Here is a 15,869-nt window from a genome sequence, read left to right as displayed (position 1 = left end):
TCTAACTTACGCTATCAACTGCGCAAGCCATTCACACCGGAGCCTAAATAGGGTACAAGGCTGCATGAAAATTCCAAAACGACTCCAGCCGCTGGTGGATGACGGATTAATCGACGAAGTCATCCGCCGTTTGAAAAGCGGCAAAGAAGCCGACGTGTTTATCGTGCGCTGCGGCGATGAGATCCGCTGCGCCAAAGTGTACAAAGAAGCCGAGAAGCGCAACTTCAAGCAGGCCGTGCACTACCAGGAGGGGCGCAAGGTGCGCAACAGCCGCGACGCGCGCGCCATGAGCAAAGGCTCCAAATTCGGCCGTCAGCAACAGGAAGAAGCCTGGCAGAACACCGAAGTGGACGCGCTGTATCTGCTGGCCAGGGCCGGGGTGCGGGTGCCGCAGCCGGACATCTGCCTGGACGGCGTGCTGCTGATGGAGCTGATCACCGACGAGGAAGGCCTGGTGGCGCCGCGTCTGAGCGATGTCATCCTGACGCCGGAACAGGCGCGCGCCGATCATGCTCTGATGATGAACTACGCGGTGCGCATGCTGTGCGCCGGCTTGGTGCACGGCGATCTGTCGGAATTCAACGTGCTGATGGATAAAGACGGGCCGGTGATCATCGATCTGCCGCAGGTGGTGGACGCCGCCGCCAACAACCACGCCAAAAGCATGTTCGAGCGCGATATCGACAATCTGGCGGAATATTACGGCCAATTTGCGCCGGAGCTGCGCGACAGCCAATATGCCAAAGAGATCTGGGCGCTGTATCAGGAAGGCACGCTGACGCCGGACAGCGTCCTCAGCGGCCGATTCAGCGAAATTCAGAAGCGCGCCGACGTCGGCTCGGTGCTGGAAGAGATCCAGGCCGCCAGCGAGGAACATCAGCGCCGCCTCATGGCGCGCAACGCGGAAGAGTAACGCCCGCGCTACTCGACGCGAAACACGTCCGGCCGCTGCGGGGTCGCGGCTTCGTGATAGATATCCCCCAGATAGCCGGCGATCTCCTCTTCGCGCAGATCCGCCGGCAACACGATATCGTAGCTGGGGGCATATTTGCGCTCCGGCAGCGTCACGCGGAACAGCCGCCATTCGTCCCCGATACGCTTCACGCCTACCAGGCGGCCGAACACGTTAAAAATCATCATCCGCCATTCCCCTTTTCGTCGCTTTCAGGCTATAACACTGTGATGCCGCCGCAGTGAAAAGGAAAGCGCATGAGTGAAAAAACGCCCCAGTTCTGGCGCGACCCGCAGTTGCCTTTTGTCGAAGCGCGCGCCATCAATGATGGCCGCAAAGTGTGCTACAGCCTGCACAGCCACGAATTCTTTTCCATCGGCGCCATCACCGGCGGCGTCAGCACCTATGTCAACGGCGAGCGGCGCATGCAGGTCGGCGCCGGCGATGTGGTGATCATCAATCCGCAGCAGGCGCATGCCTGCAACCCGATCGCCGACCGCCGTTGGTCATACATCATGTTCTATCTCGATCTCGCCTGGCTCGGCGCGCTGCAGCAGGAAATGATGGGCGGCGACGGCGACCGCTTTGTCCCCTTCAGCCGGCCGCTCAGCCGCGATCCGGCGCTGTTCAACGGGCTGAACCAACTGTACGCGCTGCTGACGAACGCGCAGTGCGGCGCGCTGGAAAAACAGATCGCCCTGGTGGAGTATTTCAGCGCCCTGCAGCTCGCGCTGGGCAGCGGCCGCCAGCCGGAGACGCCGCCGCACCCCCGACTGGAAGCGGCGGCGGCGTTTATCGACGCGCACTGCACTCAGTCGCTGACGCTGGAAGACATTTGCCGTGCCGCCGCGCTCTCGCCCTCCTACCTGATCCGCGCCTTCCGCCAGCGCTACGGCATGACGCCGCACGCCTATCTGGTCAATCGCCGCGTGCAGCACGGCCATCGGCTATTGAAAAGCGGCCTGCCGATCGCCGCAGCCGCCAGCGAAAGCGGCTTTGCCGATCAGGCGCACTTCCAGCGCACCTTCAAACAGCTGCTGGCCGCGACACCCGGCCAGTATCAAAAACCCTCCGCCAACAGATAGCAGGCGCTGGCCGCCAGCAACGCCGCCATCGCGCGATTGAAACGCTGTACGTTGCGCGCCTGCCTGAGCAGGCCGCGCAACATCGCGCCAACGTAAGCCCAGCAGGCCACCGAAGCATAGCAAATCACGAAGTAGAGCCCGGCGAACTGCCACAGCAACCGGATGTCGCCGTCGCCGACAAACGCCCCGAGGCTGGCCACCGACGCCAGCCATGCCTTGGGGTTCAGCCATTGCATCAGCGCGCCGTACCAACAGGAAGGCGCCTGCGCCTCGCCGTTGCCCAGCCTGCCGTCGTCAAACGCCAGCCGGTAGGCCATAAACAGCAGGAAGGCCACGCCGGCCCATTGGATCAAGCGGGTCAACGCCGGCCACAGGATCAGCAGTTGGTGCATGCCCAAACCCAGCAGCACCAGCAACAGGGTAAACCCCAGCGTGGCGCCGAACACGTGACGCTGGGTCGCGCCAAAGCCGAACTGCGCCCCGGCGCTCAATGCGACGATGTTGACCGGGCCGGGCGTGATGGAGGCCGCCAGCGCAAATGCGGCCATGGAAAGGTAGATATTATTCATGAGGGCACCTGAGGAAAAATTCACAGGCGCCAGAATGCCGGGCCGCGCCGACAACGTATTGAACAGAATTGCCCTGTTAGGTTTAGCGCACCGCGACGGCCCGTCGGCGCGGCAACCCGAAGGTATTGACCGCCATGCCGGCCAGCACCAGCAACGCGCCGCCGAACTGCGCCGGCGACAGCGCTTCGTCCAGCAGCAGCCAGGCGGCGAACAGCCCGACCAGCGGCACCAGCAGCGTCAGCGGCGCGACGCGCCAGGTTTCGTAGCGCCCCAGCAGGCTGCCCCATACCGAATAACCGAACAGCGTGGCGGCGAACGCCAGATAGGCAACCGCCAGCCAGGTGCCGACCTGCACATGGCTCAGGCTGGCCAACACCGCCTGCGGGCCGTCGAACAGCCAGCTGCAAATCAGGAACGGCAGTACCGGGATCGGCGCGCTCCACACCACCAGCGACAAAATGTTGCGCTGCGGGAAACCGGCCAGGATCTTCTTGTTGGTCAGGTTGCCCAGCGCCCAGGAGAACGCCGCCGCCAGGGTCAGCAGCAGGCCCGCCAGGGGGACCGCGCCGCTGCCCGGCTTATGCAGGCTGGCCTGCGCCAGCGCCAGCATGCCGCCGCTGGCGATGGCGATGCCGACGAAATGATTCACGCGCAGCTTTTCGCCCATCAGCACGACGCCTAACAGCAGGGTGAAGAACACCTGCGCCTGCAACACCAGCGAGGCCAACCCCGCCGGCATGCCCACCTTGATGGCGACAAACAGAAAGGCAAACTGCGCGAAGCTCATGGTCATGCCGTAGAGCAACAGCCATTTCCACGGGATGGTCGGGCGCGGGATAAAGAAGATCGCCGGCAACGCCACCAGTAAAAAACGCATCCCGGCCAACAGGAACGGCGGCATCCCCTGCAGGCCGAACTTGATTACCACGAAATTCACGCCCCAGATCACCACCACCAACAGCGCCAACAGCCGATCGCGCAATGTCATCCTCGCCCCGCTTATCCCATTGAAAATTCGCTTTGCCTTGCAGGTTACAACCAAACCGGGCGCATGGACACCGGCAAACGCCGGCGTTTATTCCGGCATCAGGCCGATGAAGGTGGTTTTCTTGCGCGGGCCGGTCATCAGCGCTTCCAGCTTCTCCACGCACTGCAGATAGTGTGGGGTCTGCTTGTGCGCCGCCACCGCCTGCTCGTCGCGATAGGCTTCGTAGATGTAAAACCGCGTCGGAATATGCTCATCCTGCAGCACGTCGAAACGCAGGTTGCCCGGCTCTTCGATCGCCCCCAGATGATTGGCGCGGAAAACGTCGATAAATTCGTCGATCTTATCCTGTTTAACGTTGATCTCTACCAATGTGACGTGCATGACAGCTCCTTGTTTAAACGGCGCGCCGCAGCATGGCGCTTTCCAACCATAGGTTTATTCCCGTCGATTGCCCTGCCGCAACGGTAATTTTGCCGCCTGGCTCACAAATCGCACCGGCGATGCCCACCCCGCCCCCGGCGAGGGAAGACGGCGGCATCTATAGTTACTATTCCTCCCCCTGAGAGCATAGGCTATGGATAACTACTTGATGGCGCTGGACGCAGGAACAGGCAGCATCCGCGCGGTGATCTTCGATCTGGCGGGCAATCAGATCGCGCACGGCCAGGCCGAGTGGCAACACCTCGCGGTGCCGGGCGTACCCGGCTCGATGGAATTCGATCTCAACCGCAACTGGCCGTTGGCCTGCCAGTGCATCCGCCAGGCGTTGCAGCGCGCGGGGCTGAGCGCGCAGGCGATCCGTGCGGTAGCCTGCTGTTCGATGCGTGAAGGCATCGTTCTGTACGATCGCAACGGCGTGCCGATCTGGGCCTGCGCCAATGTCGATGCGCGCGCCAGCCATGAAGTCAGCGAACTGAAAGAGTTGCACAACCACGGCTTCGAACGTGAGGTCTACCAGTACTCCGGCCAGACGCTGGCGCTGAGCGCCATGCCGCGCCTGCTGTGGCTGGCGCACCACCGGCCGGACATCTATCGCCAGGCGGCGACGCTGACCATGATCAGCGACTGGCTGGCCTACATGCTGAGCGGCGAGCTGGCGGTCGATCCTTCCAACGCCGGCACTACCGGCATGCTGGATCTGACCAGCCGCGACTGGCGGCCGGCGCTGCTCGATATGGCCGGGCTGCGCGCCGATATTCTGTCGCCGGTGAAAGAGACCGGCGTCGTGCTGGGGCGCGTCACCGAGCAGGCGGCCCAGGAGAGCGGGCTGCTGCGCGGCACCCCGGTGGTGATGGGCGGCGGCGACGTGCAGCTCGGCAGCCTGGGGCTCGGCATCGTGCGCGCCGGGCAGACGGCGGTGCTCGGCGGCACCTTCTGGCAGCAAATCGTCAACCTGCCGGAACCGGCCATCGATCCGGAAATGAACATCCGCATTAACCCTCACGTCATTCCCGGCATGGCGCAGGCGGAATCCATCAGCTTCTTTACCGGCCTGACCATGCGCTGGTTCCGCGACGCTTTCTGCGCCGAAGAGAAACTGCTGGCGCAGCGACTGGGGATCGACGCTTACAGCCTGCTGGAAGAGATGGCGGCCAGGGTGCCGCCGGGCGCCTACGGCGTGATGCCGATCTTTTCCGACGCCATGCATTTCAAAACCTGGTATCACGCGGCGCCGTCGTTCATCAACATGTCTATCGATCCTGAACGCTGCAACAAACAGACGCTGTTCCGCGCGCTGGAGGAGAATGCCGCCATCGTCTCAGCCTGTAATCTGGAGCAGATCGCCGCCTTCTCCGGCGTGCAGGCCCGCTCGCTGGTGTTCGCCGGCGGCGGTGCGAAGGGCAAACTGTGGAGCCAGATCCTCAGCGACGTCACCGGCCTGACGGTGCGGGTGCCGGTGGTGAAAGAAGCCACCGCGCTGGGCTGCGCGATCGCCGCCGGGGTCGGCGCCGGGCTTTACGCGTCGCTGGCCGAAACCGGCGAGCAGCTGGTGCGCTGGGAGCGCGAGCATCAGCCGGATCTCACCAACCATGCGCGGTATCAGGAACAGAAAGAAAACTGGCGGCGGGTCTACGCCGATCAGCTGACGCTGGTGGATAGCGGCCTGACCACCTCATTGTGGAAAGCGCCGGGGCTCTAGCGCCGCGCGCGGCCCGGTCATAACCTTATACCGTTTTATTCCTTTCCCCTCGGCGCGGCGCAAGCCGCGTTTTAACTCGCTGCCGTCATTGTTCCCCCTCAGAAACAGTGTAACCACCGCAGATGGATTTATCTGCGCCTTCAGCCTGCCGTAGATTGTGACTTTGATCACGCCGCGCCCCGAGCGCGGCCTGCGCATTCACCTGAGAAGAGCGGCATTATGCTGAATAATAAAGATAACCCTGCATCATCCCCGTGGCCGGCGATCTTCTCGCTGACGGTCGCCTGTTTTGTCATGGTCACCACCGAGTTTTTGCCGATCGGCCTGCTGACCAACATCGCCCCTTCGCTCGGCGTCAGCACCGGCACCGCCGGGCTGATGGTGACCATGCCCGGCATCGTGGCGGCGGTGGCCGCGCCGGTATTGAGTCTGGCTTCCGGCCGGCTGGACAGACGCCTGCTGATGCTGGGGCTGTCGTTGCTGCTGATGGTGTCCAACCTGGTGGCGGCGCTGGCCGTCAATTTCCCGATGATGCTGCTGGGCCGCGTGCTGCTGGGCATCTGCGTCGGCGGCTTCTGGTCGTTCGCCGCCAACTACGGCCGCCATCTGGTGCCGGAAGCCAGCCAGGGCCGCGCCACTGCGCTGATCCTCAGCGGCATTTCGGTCGGCGCGGTATGCGGCGTACCGGCCGGGGCGCTGATCGGCGATCTGTTCGGCTGGCGCGCCGCCTTCTTCGGCGGTGCGGCGCTGGCAGTCGGCGTACTGTTGGCGCAGTTGCGTTTGCTCACGTCGGTACCGCCTTCCCGACCGGTCACGCCGCGCGATCTGGTGCTGCCGCTGCGCCTGCCGATGGCGCGCATCGGCCTGATCGCCATCGTGCTGCTGTTCATCGGCCACTTCGCCGCCTATACCTATCTGCGGCCCCTGCTGCAGCAGGTGTTCGTGCTCAGCCCATCGGCGATCTCGCTGCAGCTGTTGGCCTATGGCGCCATCGGCCTGCTGGGCACCTTTCTCGGCGAGCGTCTGGCGGAACACAGCCTGCGCGCCACCTTCATACTGATCGCCGCCATGCTGGCGGGCATTTTGATCGTTTCGCCGCTGCTCAGCGGCCTCGCCGGCGCCACTTTGATGGTGCTGGTTTGGGGGCTGGCCTTTGGCGCCGTGCCGGTCTGCGCCACCAACTGGATGTTCGCCGCCGTGCCGCAGGCGCCGGAAGCCGGTCAGGCGCTGTTGGTGTGCGTCATCCAGATCGCGCTGGCCTCCGGCGCACTGCTGGGCGGCGAGGTGGTGGACTGGCAGGGCGTCAGCAGCGCCATGCTGTTCGGCGGCGCGCTGATCCTCTCCGCCACGCTGGTATTCGGCCTCAGCTTGCGCTCCGGCGCGATTGGCGCTAAACAGTGTTAATCATTATCTATCTGCAGAAACATGCCCCGGCCACCGCCGGGGCATGGCGTTGAGAACCTATGGACCATCATTTGCTCGCTATCCGGGTATTTAACCGCGTCGTGGAAACCGGCGGCTTTACCCGCGCCGCCGATTCGCTGGGCATGCCGAAAGCGACGGTCACCAAGCTGATCCAAAATCTGGAGGATCACCTGCAGACCAAACTGTTCCAGCGCACCACCCGTAGCGTGTCGGTCACCCGCGAAGGCGAATGCTATTACCAGAATACGGTGAAATGGCTGGCGGATTTGGAGCAGATGGAGGGCTGTCTGACCGAGTCGCAGAATTCTCCGCAGGGCGTGCTGCGCATCGATACAGGCAGCGGCACCGCCCGCCAACTGCTGTTGCCGGCGCTGCCCGGCTTTTTGGAACGCTACCCGCAAATCCAGATCGATCTCAGCATCGGCGATCGCGTTATCGATTTGATCAGCGACAGCGCTGACTGCGTGATCCGCAGCGGTCCGTTGGCCGATTCCAGCCTGATCGCCCGGCGTCTGTTCGATCTTGACTGGGTCAGCTGCGCCACCCCGGCCTATCTGGCGCGCCACGGCACCCCGCGCCACCCGTGCGATCTGGAACAGGGTTTTCCGATGGTGCACTACCGCCATCCGGTCAACGACCGCATCCATCCGCAACGCTATGTCGAGCGCGGCAAAGAGATCGCCATCCAACAGCGCTACCCGGTCAGCATCAATGAAGGCAACGCGCTGCTGGCGGCGAGCCTGGCCGGCTTGGGCATCATCCAGATCTATCGGTTTATGGCGCAGCCGCACCTCGAGCGCGGCGAACTGGTCAGCCTGCTGCACGACTGGCAGCCGCCGCCGGAGCAGATGTACGTGGTCTACCCGTCCAATCGCCACCTCAGCGGCAAGCTGCGGGCGTTCATCGACTGGGCGGTGGAGACGTTTCATTAACCGGCCGCTTAGGCAGGAGCGGCTTTTTTCCCGACTTTAAAAAAAATAGGCACATCATGCATATCGAACCGCTGCTCGCCCATCGCCGGCGCATTGAGGAACTGGCCGCGTTGCTGCACCAGGAATGGGGCGCCTTTGCGCAGTGGAGCAGCCGCGATACCATCAGCCGGCGGCTGGCTGAACGCTGCGCACCCGAGAGCCAAGGCGTCGTGTTGCTGGCGCTGTCGCCACAGCAACAGATCGTCGGCACCGCCAGTTTGACGCTATATGAATTGACAGATAAACCGGAGCGCCAATACTGGCTGAGCGAAGTCTTTACCCACCCGCAGCACCGCGGCCAAGGCATTGCCCGCAACCTGATCGCGCGCTGCATCGAGCACGGCCGAATCCAGGGCATCAGCGAACTGTATCTGTATACGCCCGACCAGCAGACGCTGTATCAGAAACTCGGCTGGCGCCCTCTGGAGCAACGCCAGGTCGCCGGTGAAACCGTCACGGTGATGAGCCGCACGTTGTAGCCGCACGCACTGTGGTATTATTTACCGCATAGTGATTCACGACGGACGACCACCATGGCCTATATCCCCAAAAACTATGCGAAGCTGGAAACCGGCTACCGCGAAAAAGCGCTGAAACTGTTCCCCTGGGTATGCGGGCGCTGCTCGCGCGAATTCGTTTATTCCAACCTGCGCGAGCTGACGGTGCACCACATCGATCACGATCACAGCAACAACCCGGAAGACGGCAGCAACTGGGAAATGTTGTGTCTGTATTGCCACGACCACGAACACTCGAAATACACCGAGGCCGATCAATACGGTTCGACGGTGGTGGCCGGTGAAGATGCGCAAAAAGATATCGGCGTCGCCACCCACAACCCGTTCGCCAACCTGAAGGCGATGATGAAGAAGTAACGCCATCGACAGCTTAATGAGCCACTAACTTATTAAGCTGTTAAATTAACAAAAGACTCTTCCGTTCCGCCACTTCCCAGAGAATTCCTACTTACCCATCCGGTCCATTCACCGCAAAATAAGCTGCGCAGTTAACAACATACTGGCTTGGCAAGCCGCCGCAGTTGGTGCATATTGTTCGCGAGTTGTTCTTGTTAACCTGTTTGATTATCAACCTAATAAGCACATTAACTTAATAAGTTACCTGCTTAATAACTTGAGAGATGGCAGCATGATTGTTCTGATTGGCTCGCAAAAAGGCGGCGTCGGCAAATCGACGAAAGCAGTGAATATCGCCGGGTATCTGATTCTTAAGCAAGGCAAGTCGGCGATCATCGTCGATGCCGACGACCAGAAATCGATCATGACCTGGTACAACGACCGTCAGAACGTCGAGGGGCTGCCGCACATTCCGGTGGTGGCCGCGTCGGGTAAAATCAAGGAAACGCTGCTGGAGCTCGATCGCCATTACGACTACGTGATCGTCGATACCGCCGGCCGCGACAGCGCCGAACTGCGCTCCGGCCTGCTGGCCGCCGATCTGTTCCTCTCGCCGCTGCGCCCTTCGCAGATGGATCTCGACACCATCGGCTATCTGTCGGAGATGTTCTCCACCGCGCAGGAATACAACGAGAAGGTCAAAGGCTACATCGTATTGAACATGTGCCCGACCAATATCTTCATTAATGAAGCCAACGAAGCGGCGCAGGTGCTGAGTGAATACCCGGAGTTCACCCTGGTGAGCAATCGCCTGTGCGACCGCAAGATTTACCGCGACGCCTGGGGTGAAGCCATCACCGTGCACGAAGCGAACAATGAAAAGGCGCAGACCGAAATTGAATGCCTGGTGAAAGAGGTGATCCTGTGAAGAAACGCACCCCCACCCACCGCATGTCGGAAGACGAATTCATCAACAGCGCCACCTCGCATACGTTGCCGGTTGCGGCTCCCGCGCCGGAAGCCAAGCCGGCCGGCCGCAAGCGTACTTATAAGGCGATCTCCGTCAGCCTGACGGACAACCACATTGAGGCTATCGATGAAGTGATCGTGCAGGCGGCGCGCAACGGCATCGTGCGTATCACCCGCTCCGACATCATCAAACTGGCGATCGACGGATTGGCGGAGAAAAGCGAAGCGCAACTGCTAGCGCTGCTGAAAAAGCTCTGACCGCACGGCAGCCGCCGGCTGATCGAGCCGGCGGGCCGTTACACCGACGAGAACTCGCGTGGGAACGGCATAGTACGATAGGTTTTGCCGGTGGCCTTATGCAGCGCGCTGGCCATCGCCGGGGCGACCACCGCAGTCGACACTTCCCCGCATCCCTGCGGCGCACGCGCGCTGTCGAGTATCACGACCTCCACCTTGGGCATTTCGGCGATCGCGAGCAGCGGATAGCGATCGAAATTCCCTTCCACCACGCCGCCCCGTTCAAAATGCAGCTCGCTGTGCAGACAGGTGGTCAGCGCAAAGCCGATGCCGCCCTCTACGTTGGCGCGCACCAGGTTCGGGTTTATCACCTTGCCACAGTCAATCGCACATACCGCGCGCAGCACCCGTAGTCGCCCCTCCTGAATGGCGATTTCAACCACCAAACCGACGTAGGTGGTGAAAGCATTATTGCGGCCGACCCAAATATTGCACGCCATACCGCGAGAAACGCCCGACGGCGGTTCATGCTGCCAACCGGCCGCCGTGGCGGTGGCGTCCAGGACGCGCAACGCTTCCGGGCTGTCCTGCAACAGATGCCGCCGATACGAATACTCGTCCCGGTTGGCCTTATGGCTGAGTTCGCTGATAAAGCTTTCCAAAAAGAACAGACTGGCGACACTGCCGACACCGCGAAGATAGCTCAGGGAAATCGGCTGTTCGACGATGCCGGCCTCCACCTTCAGATGAGGGATGCGATACGGCGTGCTGTAAACGCACTCCACCATACTTTCATCCCATCCCCCGGCCTCGTTGACCGTTTCGCGCCGCATTTGCCAGAAGAGCGACTGCCCGGCATAGCGCGCCCACAGCGCCTGCGGGTAGCCGTTTTCATCCAACAGCGCCCGATAATGGCTGATGCAGGCCGGACGATAGTATTCATGTCGCATGTCGATCTCGCGCGGATAGATCACTTTGACCGGTTTCCCCACCGCCCGGGAGGCGGCGGTAGCATGCATCACGGCATCCGGCAGATATTTGCGCCCAAAGCTGCCCCCCAGATAGGTCGTATTCACCACCACATCCGTCGGCTTCAGCCCGAACATTTTCGCCAGAACGTTGCGCACCATGTCCTGCCCCTGGAAGGGGCCCCAGGTTTCGATACGGCCCTCGCCGTAATGGCTGGTGGCATTGCAAGGCTCCAGGGTGGCGTGCGCCACATAAGGTGCGCTGTAACGCGCCTCATGCAAGCGCGAACCTTGTTCAACGCCACGAATCAACGCCGACGCCTCGCCGCGATCGACCGCCGGCACCAGCGTATCGCCATCCAGCATCGCCAGATTCTCTGCCGCAATCGCGCTATCGGTCAGCGCTTTTCCTGCGCCCGGCAGCCAGTCGACCTCCAGCAAATCAGCCGCCTTTTTGGCCTGCCAGTAACTCGCCGCCACCACGATCACCGTATTGAGCGACATATCATGATCCAATCCGACCATGTTGTTCATCGACCACTGCCGGGTCAGCACCAGATCCACCACGCCCGGCATGGCCCGAATCTGTCGTTCATTACGCACGGCGACCAGCTTTCCGCTAAGGTCGGGCACCATCCAGGGGACGCCGATCAGCATCTCCGGCAAGTCGATATCAATACCGTAAATCGCACTGCCATCTACTTTCTCCGGCGTATCGACCCGCAACAGCGGCTTGCCAATGACACTCTCTCGCTCTTGCGCCTCACTCTTTAAAGCAGGCTGCGGATCCAACGGCAGTTCGGCGGCATAGCGCACCAAATCGCCATAGGCGACCTTGCGCTTCCCGCCTTTCTCAAGCACCCAGCCTTTCTCCGTGCGGCACTGCGATGGTGAAAGCGCGAAATGTTTTGCGCCGGCCCGCAGAAAGAAATCTCTCGCCTGTGCGCCGGCCAGCCGGGCACGCTGATAAAATTTGGTCATGGAGGTTGAGGCGGCGACAAACTGCGCGAAAGCCTCGCCCCCGGCAACCTGACGGTAAGCGTCACGGCCGGTGACGAATTTCACCGTCACCTGCGCCCAATCGGCATCCATCTCCGCCGCCACCACTTCGGCCAGGCCGGTGTAAATCCCCTGCCCAACCTCACATTGCGACACGCCGATGACGATGCGCCCATCGCGGTCGATCCAGATCCAATCGTTCAATTCATGCTGACTGTCCGGTGGCGCCACGTCTTGTGAAACCACGGCCGCCAGGCTGCGCGTCGATATCGGCAGCAACATGGCGGCCACTGCCAACGCGCTGCCTTTTATCAAGGTTCTGCGGGTGATCGCCATACTCAGGGTTCTCCCTTGTCGGCGGCGCGGTGCACCGCCGCACGGATACGGTGGTAAGTGGCGCAGCGGCACAGATTGGTCAGGCCCGTATCTATCTGCCGATCGTCCGGCCTCGGGTGTTCCGCCAGCAGCGCGCTGACCGCCATGATCATGCCTGATTGGCAGTAGCCGCACTGCGGCACGTCCTCCGCAATCCAGGCCTGCTGCACCGGATGACGGCGATCGATGGACAGCCCTTCGATGGTGGTCACCTGCCGATCGCGCACCAATTGCAGCGGATAACAGCATGAACGCACAGCCTTACCGTCGACATGTACCGTACAAGCGCCACAGGCGCCGATACCGCAGCCGAACTTGGTGCCGGTTAATTTAAAATGTTCTCGGATCACCCACAGCAGCGGCGTATCCGGCTCGCCGTTAAATTCGACCGCCTGGCCGTTCAGATTGAACTTCATGCCATCCTCTCTTGGATCAGTGCTTCACCCGACGTTTCACCCACGCCCCAATGACGATCAATACCAGCAATACGCCGCCCCAGAACACATAATGCAATGACGTAATCAACAGCGGTTTTTCACCGCCCGCCCGCTGCAGAGCCACTTGCTCCGGCGTTATCCTGACCGCCGGATTGCCGAATTGCTGCAATACGTAATTGCCCAATTCAGCCAGTTGCCGGTCATCCAGACTATCGGCGAACCCCGGCATCCAGGTCTGCAGCGTCTCCCCCTGACGCTGCACGCCATACAGCATCACCATGATCAGGTTATTGGCCCGTTCGCTGCCTACGGTGGTGTTGTGCGTCAAAGAAGGGAAATGGCCGTCATAAGCCCCCTCGCCGCCCAGACGATGGCAGCTGGCGCAGGAAACGGCATACAGCGCCTGTCCGGCGGCACGGCCTTTACCGCCCCCCTGATATTGATAGGCCGCTTTCGTTCCTTGTACGGTGACGATCGGCGGCGTTTGTTTAAGCCAATCGGCGATGGCGCCGAGGTCGTCGTCACTCAGGAAACGCAGGCTATGCTCCACCGCCTCCGCCATGCCGCCGGCAGCCTGAGCTTTGTCATTGCGGCCGGTACGCAGATACTGCACCAATTCTTTCTGGCTCCAGCCGCCGATGCCGCTCACGGGATCCGAGGTGATATTCGGTGCGATCCAACCGCCGGCTTCTCCTCCTGCCAGATAGCGATCGCCGCGTTCCGCCATCATCCCGTTACGTGGGCTGTGACACGCCGAGCAATGCCCCAACACATCCACCAGATAGCGGCCACGCGCCTTCCTCTCGTCTGCATCGACGGGCGTCTTTTTCAGAAACAGCCAGTTCCAGCCGTGGATCGCATAACGCCAGGAAAAAGGGAACGTCAGTTGGGTCTCAGGCACCGCACGATCGACCGGTGCGACACCGGCCATAAAATAGCGATACAGCGCGTGCAGATCGTCATCACTCAGCCCCCGATAAGCGGTATAAGGCATGGCGGGATACAAGGGTTGGCCGTCCCGCCGAATGCCCTGCGTTAACGCGCGGCGAAACTCTTGTTCACTGTAGTCGCCAATGCCGGTTCCTTTGGCGGGCGTGATATTGCTGGCGATGATGTCGCCCATCGGCGACGCGATGGCATAACCGCCGACATAGGGGGCGTCCTGTTGATTGCTGCCGCGGTGACAAGCCGCGCAATCTGCGGCGGTAGCCAGATATTTTCCCCGTGCGATGACCTGTTGGTCATTCTGGCTGGCGAAGACCGAGCAGGAGAAGATCCCCAACGCGATAACGCACAGCTGTTGTGCTCTCCGCCAGCGGCCGTTCACGCTTCACCTTCCGGCTTCATCGCCCCCGCTCGCTCCTCCGCCAGAAGAGCAAACTCGTCCGGCAACAGATTTTCCTGTTCGAGCATCGCTATCGCGTTATGCTTGATGCCAAACAATACGCGGTAAAAAGCCTCCAGATCGTTGGCCGAAATGCCGTTGAGCAGTTTTTGCCGCGCTTGCTGGCTGGAATGATCCAACTGCGCCAGCATCTCCTGCCCGGCCTCGGTCATTCTCACCCCTTTGGCGCGCTTATCTTCGGACAGAGCATCGCGAGCGATAAGCCGATTTTTTTCCAGAAACAGCAGCGCGCGCGACATCGTCGAGACTTCGGCGTTCAAATGCTGCGAAACGTCTTTCAACGTGCAGCCATCCCCCAGATCGGCAATCGCACTCAGCGCCAGCCAATGCGGGCGCGTCAGATTGGTCATTTTCACCGACTGGTCCATCGCCGTGCGCCACAGGCGATTGGTCACATCCAGATGGATGCCCAGTGCAGCAGGAAGTTTACGTGGTTGTGACATGTCGGGTTACTCTCGATTATTTATTTGCTTGTGCAAACAAATAGTAGATCAAACATGAGAACAGGATCAAGCAGAGGAGGGAGAATAAAATAAAAGCGAGTTAATACATTTGGTTAGTTTGTATCGCACGGTGTACGCTCCCCAACGACGGGGAGCGATAAGAAAAACTCAGTTCCCCGCGACCTCGCACCGGTAGTCCTGAATTTCACCGGCCGACCCCAGGTTGAGATCGGTCAACTTCAAACGGTTTGCCAACAGCAGCATCTCGCCCTGCGGGCTGACCGCCAGCGCCAGGCCGTAATTGCCGATGCTGTCGCCCTGTTCGACCACGTAGTTTTGCAACAAGCGGAAAGGATCCTCCTGGGTTAAATCGGTGCCCGCCAATTTTCTGGCCAGATATTGATGGCCGACCAATTTCACCGCCAGCGGCCGCCACTGTTGATCTAATTGCTCAGCCTGTTCCCCCAGCGCGTTATAGACATCCTGGCGCAAGCAGGCAACGTGAATATGCAACTGATTTTGAGAGCGGCCATATTTCGAATTGACCGCCAGAGAAACCCATGCGTCTTTTAACGGTTTACCCAGCTCGCTGGATATATGTTCGCGGTTATTCCAGGCCTGGGCGAAATAAGGCGGCGTTCGATCCGCTTGCAATATCGGGCTCTCGATGCCGCTGACCTTTTCGGTCGGCATCACCAGATCGTGGTAAGGGCCCTTGCTGTCCTTAAACAGCACATATCCTTCGGTTAAATCCACCTTTAAGCAGGGCGCAGGATCGTGGTTCTGCTGCTGATTGGGCACGCACTGTTGGCTGACTATCTGCCACAGCGCATTCGGATTGCCGCGCCCGAAGAACCACCATAGCACCGCCGCCAGCAGCAAAATGACAAGCAAAATAATTAATAGTCTGAAAAGTCTTTTCATCGCGACTCCCTGTTTATCTATTCCATACCGAAAGGAGCGCCAGCATAAACCAAGGCTCCGGCATCGACCAGAATATTATCCTTAATGTCACCTTTTATTGACGTCTTGTTAGCAATGGATAATTAAAA

18 protein-coding genes are annotated in these 15,869 nt (G+C 60.8%); 9 read left to right on the top strand and 9 right to left on the bottom strand.

Going from position 1 to position 15,869, the window contains the following annotated elements; genetic code table 11:
• The first annotated feature begins 64 nt into the window (after window positions 1–64).
• Window positions 65–913 carry a PA4780 family RIO1-like protein kinase gene (locus EDY99_RS03715; protein WP_033642304.1) on the top strand — a complete coding sequence of 283 codons (849 nt, stop codon included), beginning with the start codon at window positions 65–67 and terminating at the stop codon, window positions 911–913.
• A gap of 8 nt (window positions 914–921) precedes the next feature.
• Here the strand turns inward: EDY99_RS03715 and EDY99_RS03710 are convergent, their stop codons facing one another.
• On the bottom strand, window positions 922–1,140 hold the full coding sequence (locus EDY99_RS03710) for a hypothetical protein (protein ID WP_033642303.1): 219 nt from the start codon (window positions 1,138–1,140) through the stop codon (window positions 922–924).
• Between the two features lie 69 nt (window positions 1,141–1,209).
• Between EDY99_RS03710 and EDY99_RS03705 the strand changes: the two genes are divergently transcribed.
• On the top strand, window positions 1,210–2,037 hold the full coding sequence (locus EDY99_RS03705; protein WP_101453389.1) for an AraC family transcriptional regulator: 828 nt from the start codon (window positions 1,210–1,212) through the stop codon (window positions 2,035–2,037).
• Here the strand turns inward: EDY99_RS03705 and EDY99_RS03700 are convergent.
• The 3 genes from EDY99_RS03700 to lsrG form a co-directional block, all read right to left on the bottom strand.
• On the bottom strand, window positions 2,013–2,606 hold the full coding sequence (locus EDY99_RS03700; RefSeq protein WP_033642301.1) for a LysE family translocator: 594 nt from the start codon (window positions 2,604–2,606) through the stop codon (window positions 2,013–2,015). The genes EDY99_RS03705 and EDY99_RS03700 overlap by 25 nt on opposite strands.
• A gap of 82 nt (window positions 2,607–2,688) precedes the next feature.
• Window positions 2,689–3,594 (bottom strand): EamA family transporter, encoded by a 906-nt coding sequence (locus tag EDY99_RS03695; RefSeq protein ID WP_033642300.1) that lies wholly within the window; start codon window positions 3,592–3,594, stop codon window positions 2,689–2,691.
• A gap of 87 nt (window positions 3,595–3,681) precedes the next feature.
• Window positions 3,682–3,975: a (4S)-4-hydroxy-5-phosphonooxypentane-2,3-dione isomerase gene (gene lsrG, locus EDY99_RS03690; protein WP_033642299.1), complete on the bottom strand. Its 294-nt coding sequence runs from the start codon at window positions 3,973–3,975 to the stop codon at window positions 3,682–3,684.
• Between the two features lie 193 nt (window positions 3,976–4,168).
• Here lsrG and lsrK point away from each other — a divergent pair, with 193 nt between their 5' ends.
• The 7 genes from lsrK (at window position 4,169) to EDY99_RS03655 (ending at window position 10,211) form a co-directional block, all read left to right on the top strand.
• Window positions 4,169–5,734: an autoinducer-2 kinase gene (gene lsrK, locus EDY99_RS03685; RefSeq protein WP_164489255.1), complete on the top strand. Its 1,566-nt coding sequence runs from the start codon at window positions 4,169–4,171 to the stop codon at window positions 5,732–5,734.
• Window positions 5,735–5,953: 219 nt separating this feature from the next.
• Window positions 5,954–7,138, top strand: coding sequence for an MFS transporter (locus tag EDY99_RS03680; protein ID WP_033652404.1), 1,185 nt, complete (start codon window positions 5,954–5,956; stop codon window positions 7,136–7,138).
• Between the two features lie 59 nt (window positions 7,139–7,197).
• Window positions 7,198–8,091, top strand: coding sequence for a LysR family transcriptional regulator (locus tag EDY99_RS03675; RefSeq protein WP_033652403.1), 894 nt, complete (start codon window positions 7,198–7,200; stop codon window positions 8,089–8,091).
• 56 nt (window positions 8,092–8,147) lie between these two features.
• Complete coding sequence (locus EDY99_RS03670; protein ID WP_033652401.1) at window positions 8,148–8,609, top strand: GNAT family N-acetyltransferase; 462 nt, start codon at window positions 8,148–8,150, stop codon at window positions 8,607–8,609.
• A gap of 54 nt (window positions 8,610–8,663) precedes the next feature.
• Window positions 8,664–9,005, top strand: a complete 342-nt coding sequence (gene yajD, locus EDY99_RS03665; protein WP_004939576.1) for an HNH nuclease YajD — start codon at window positions 8,664–8,666, stop codon at window positions 9,003–9,005.
• Window positions 9,006–9,276: 271 nt separating this feature from the next.
• Window positions 9,277–9,912, top strand: a complete 636-nt coding sequence (locus EDY99_RS03660; protein ID WP_033642295.1) for an AAA family ATPase — start codon at window positions 9,277–9,279, stop codon at window positions 9,910–9,912.
• Window positions 9,909–10,211 carry a hypothetical protein gene (locus EDY99_RS03655; protein WP_033642294.1) on the top strand — a complete coding sequence of 101 codons (303 nt, stop codon included), beginning with the start codon at window positions 9,909–9,911 and terminating at the stop codon, window positions 10,209–10,211. Before EDY99_RS03660 ends, EDY99_RS03655 begins: the two co-directional genes overlap by 4 nt.
• Window positions 10,212–10,249: 38 nt before the next feature.
• Here EDY99_RS03655 and EDY99_RS03650 read toward each other — a convergent pair whose 3' ends face one another.
• The 5 genes from EDY99_RS03650 to EDY99_RS03630 all read right to left on the bottom strand — a co-directional run bounded on the left by EDY99_RS03650 (window position 10,250) and on the right by EDY99_RS03630 (window position 15,741).
• Entirely contained in the window at window positions 10,250–12,493 is a 2,244-nt protein-coding gene (locus EDY99_RS03650) for a molybdopterin cofactor-binding domain-containing protein (protein ID WP_123061470.1), read from the bottom strand.
• 2 nt (window positions 12,494–12,495) lie between these two features.
• Window positions 12,496–12,948, bottom strand: a complete 453-nt coding sequence (locus EDY99_RS03645) for a (2Fe-2S)-binding protein (protein WP_033642292.1) — start codon at window positions 12,946–12,948, stop codon at window positions 12,496–12,498.
• 16 nt (window positions 12,949–12,964) lie between these two features.
• Window positions 12,965–14,296 carry a cytochrome c gene (locus EDY99_RS03640; protein ID WP_123061469.1) on the bottom strand — a complete coding sequence of 444 codons (1,332 nt, stop codon included), beginning with the start codon at window positions 14,294–14,296 and terminating at the stop codon, window positions 12,965–12,967.
• The gene (locus EDY99_RS03635; protein ID WP_080273375.1) at window positions 14,293–14,817 is read right to left on the bottom strand and encodes a MarR family winged helix-turn-helix transcriptional regulator; all 525 of its coding nucleotides are present in this window, start codon (window positions 14,815–14,817) and stop codon (window positions 14,293–14,295) included. Before EDY99_RS03635 ends, EDY99_RS03640 begins: the two co-directional genes overlap by 4 nt.
• A 168-nt stretch (window positions 14,818–14,985) precedes the next feature.
• The gene (locus EDY99_RS03630; RefSeq protein WP_033642291.1) at window positions 14,986–15,741 is read right to left on the bottom strand and encodes a CDP-diacylglycerol diphosphatase; all 756 of its coding nucleotides are present in this window, start codon (window positions 15,739–15,741) and stop codon (window positions 14,986–14,988) included.
• Window positions 15,742–15,869: the final 128 nt, after the last annotated feature.

This window comes from Serratia sp. LS-1, assembly GCF_003719595.1.
In the GTDB taxonomy this organism is placed as follows: Bacteria; Pseudomonadota; Gammaproteobacteria; order Enterobacterales; family Enterobacteriaceae; genus Serratia; species Serratia ureilytica.
This window is presented reverse-complemented; position numbering and strand designations above follow the sequence as displayed.

Excerpts from the sequence above, each read along its gene's own strand:
- EDY99_RS03715 (WP_033642304.1), top strand. The coding sequence starts at position 65 with ATGAAAATTCCAAAACGACTCCAGCCGCTGGTGGATGACGGATTAATC.
- EDY99_RS03710 (WP_033642303.1), bottom strand. The coding sequence starts at position 1,140 with ATGATGATTTTTAACGTGTTCGGCCGCCTGGTAGGCGTGAAGCGTATC.
- EDY99_RS03705 (WP_101453389.1), top strand. The coding sequence starts at position 1,210 with ATGAGTGAAAAAACGCCCCAGTTCTGGCGCGACCCGCAGTTGCCTTTT.
- EDY99_RS03700 (WP_033642301.1), bottom strand. The coding sequence starts at position 2,606 with ATGAATAATATCTACCTTTCCATGGCCGCATTTGCGCTGGCGGCCTCC.
- EDY99_RS03695 (WP_033642300.1), bottom strand. The coding sequence starts at position 3,594 with ATGACATTGCGCGATCGGCTGTTGGCGCTGTTGGTGGTGGTGATCTGG.
- lsrG (WP_033642299.1), bottom strand. The coding sequence starts at position 3,975 with ATGCACGTCACATTGGTAGAGATCAACGTTAAACAGGATAAGATCGAC.
- lsrK (WP_164489255.1), top strand. The coding sequence starts at position 4,169 with ATGGATAACTACTTGATGGCGCTGGACGCAGGAACAGGCAGCATCCGC.
- EDY99_RS03680 (WP_033652404.1), top strand. The coding sequence starts at position 5,954 with ATGCTGAATAATAAAGATAACCCTGCATCATCCCCGTGGCCGGCGATC.
- EDY99_RS03675 (WP_033652403.1), top strand. The coding sequence starts at position 7,198 with ATGGACCATCATTTGCTCGCTATCCGGGTATTTAACCGCGTCGTGGAA.
- EDY99_RS03670 (WP_033652401.1), top strand. The coding sequence starts at position 8,148 with ATGCATATCGAACCGCTGCTCGCCCATCGCCGGCGCATTGAGGAACTG.
- yajD (WP_004939576.1), top strand. The coding sequence starts at position 8,664 with ATGGCCTATATCCCCAAAAACTATGCGAAGCTGGAAACCGGCTACCGC.
- EDY99_RS03660 (WP_033642295.1), top strand. The coding sequence starts at position 9,277 with ATGATTGTTCTGATTGGCTCGCAAAAAGGCGGCGTCGGCAAATCGACG.
- EDY99_RS03650 (WP_123061470.1), bottom strand. The coding sequence starts at position 12,493 with ATGGCGATCACCCGCAGAACCTTGATAAAAGGCAGCGCGTTGGCAGTG.
- EDY99_RS03645 (WP_033642292.1), bottom strand. The coding sequence starts at position 12,948 with ATGAAGTTCAATCTGAACGGCCAGGCGGTCGAATTTAACGGCGAGCCG.
- EDY99_RS03635 (WP_080273375.1), bottom strand. The coding sequence starts at position 14,817 with ATGTCACAACCACGTAAACTTCCTGCTGCACTGGGCATCCATCTGGAT.
- EDY99_RS03630 (WP_033642291.1), bottom strand. The coding sequence starts at position 15,741 with ATGAAAAGACTTTTCAGACTATTAATTATTTTGCTTGTCATTTTGCTG.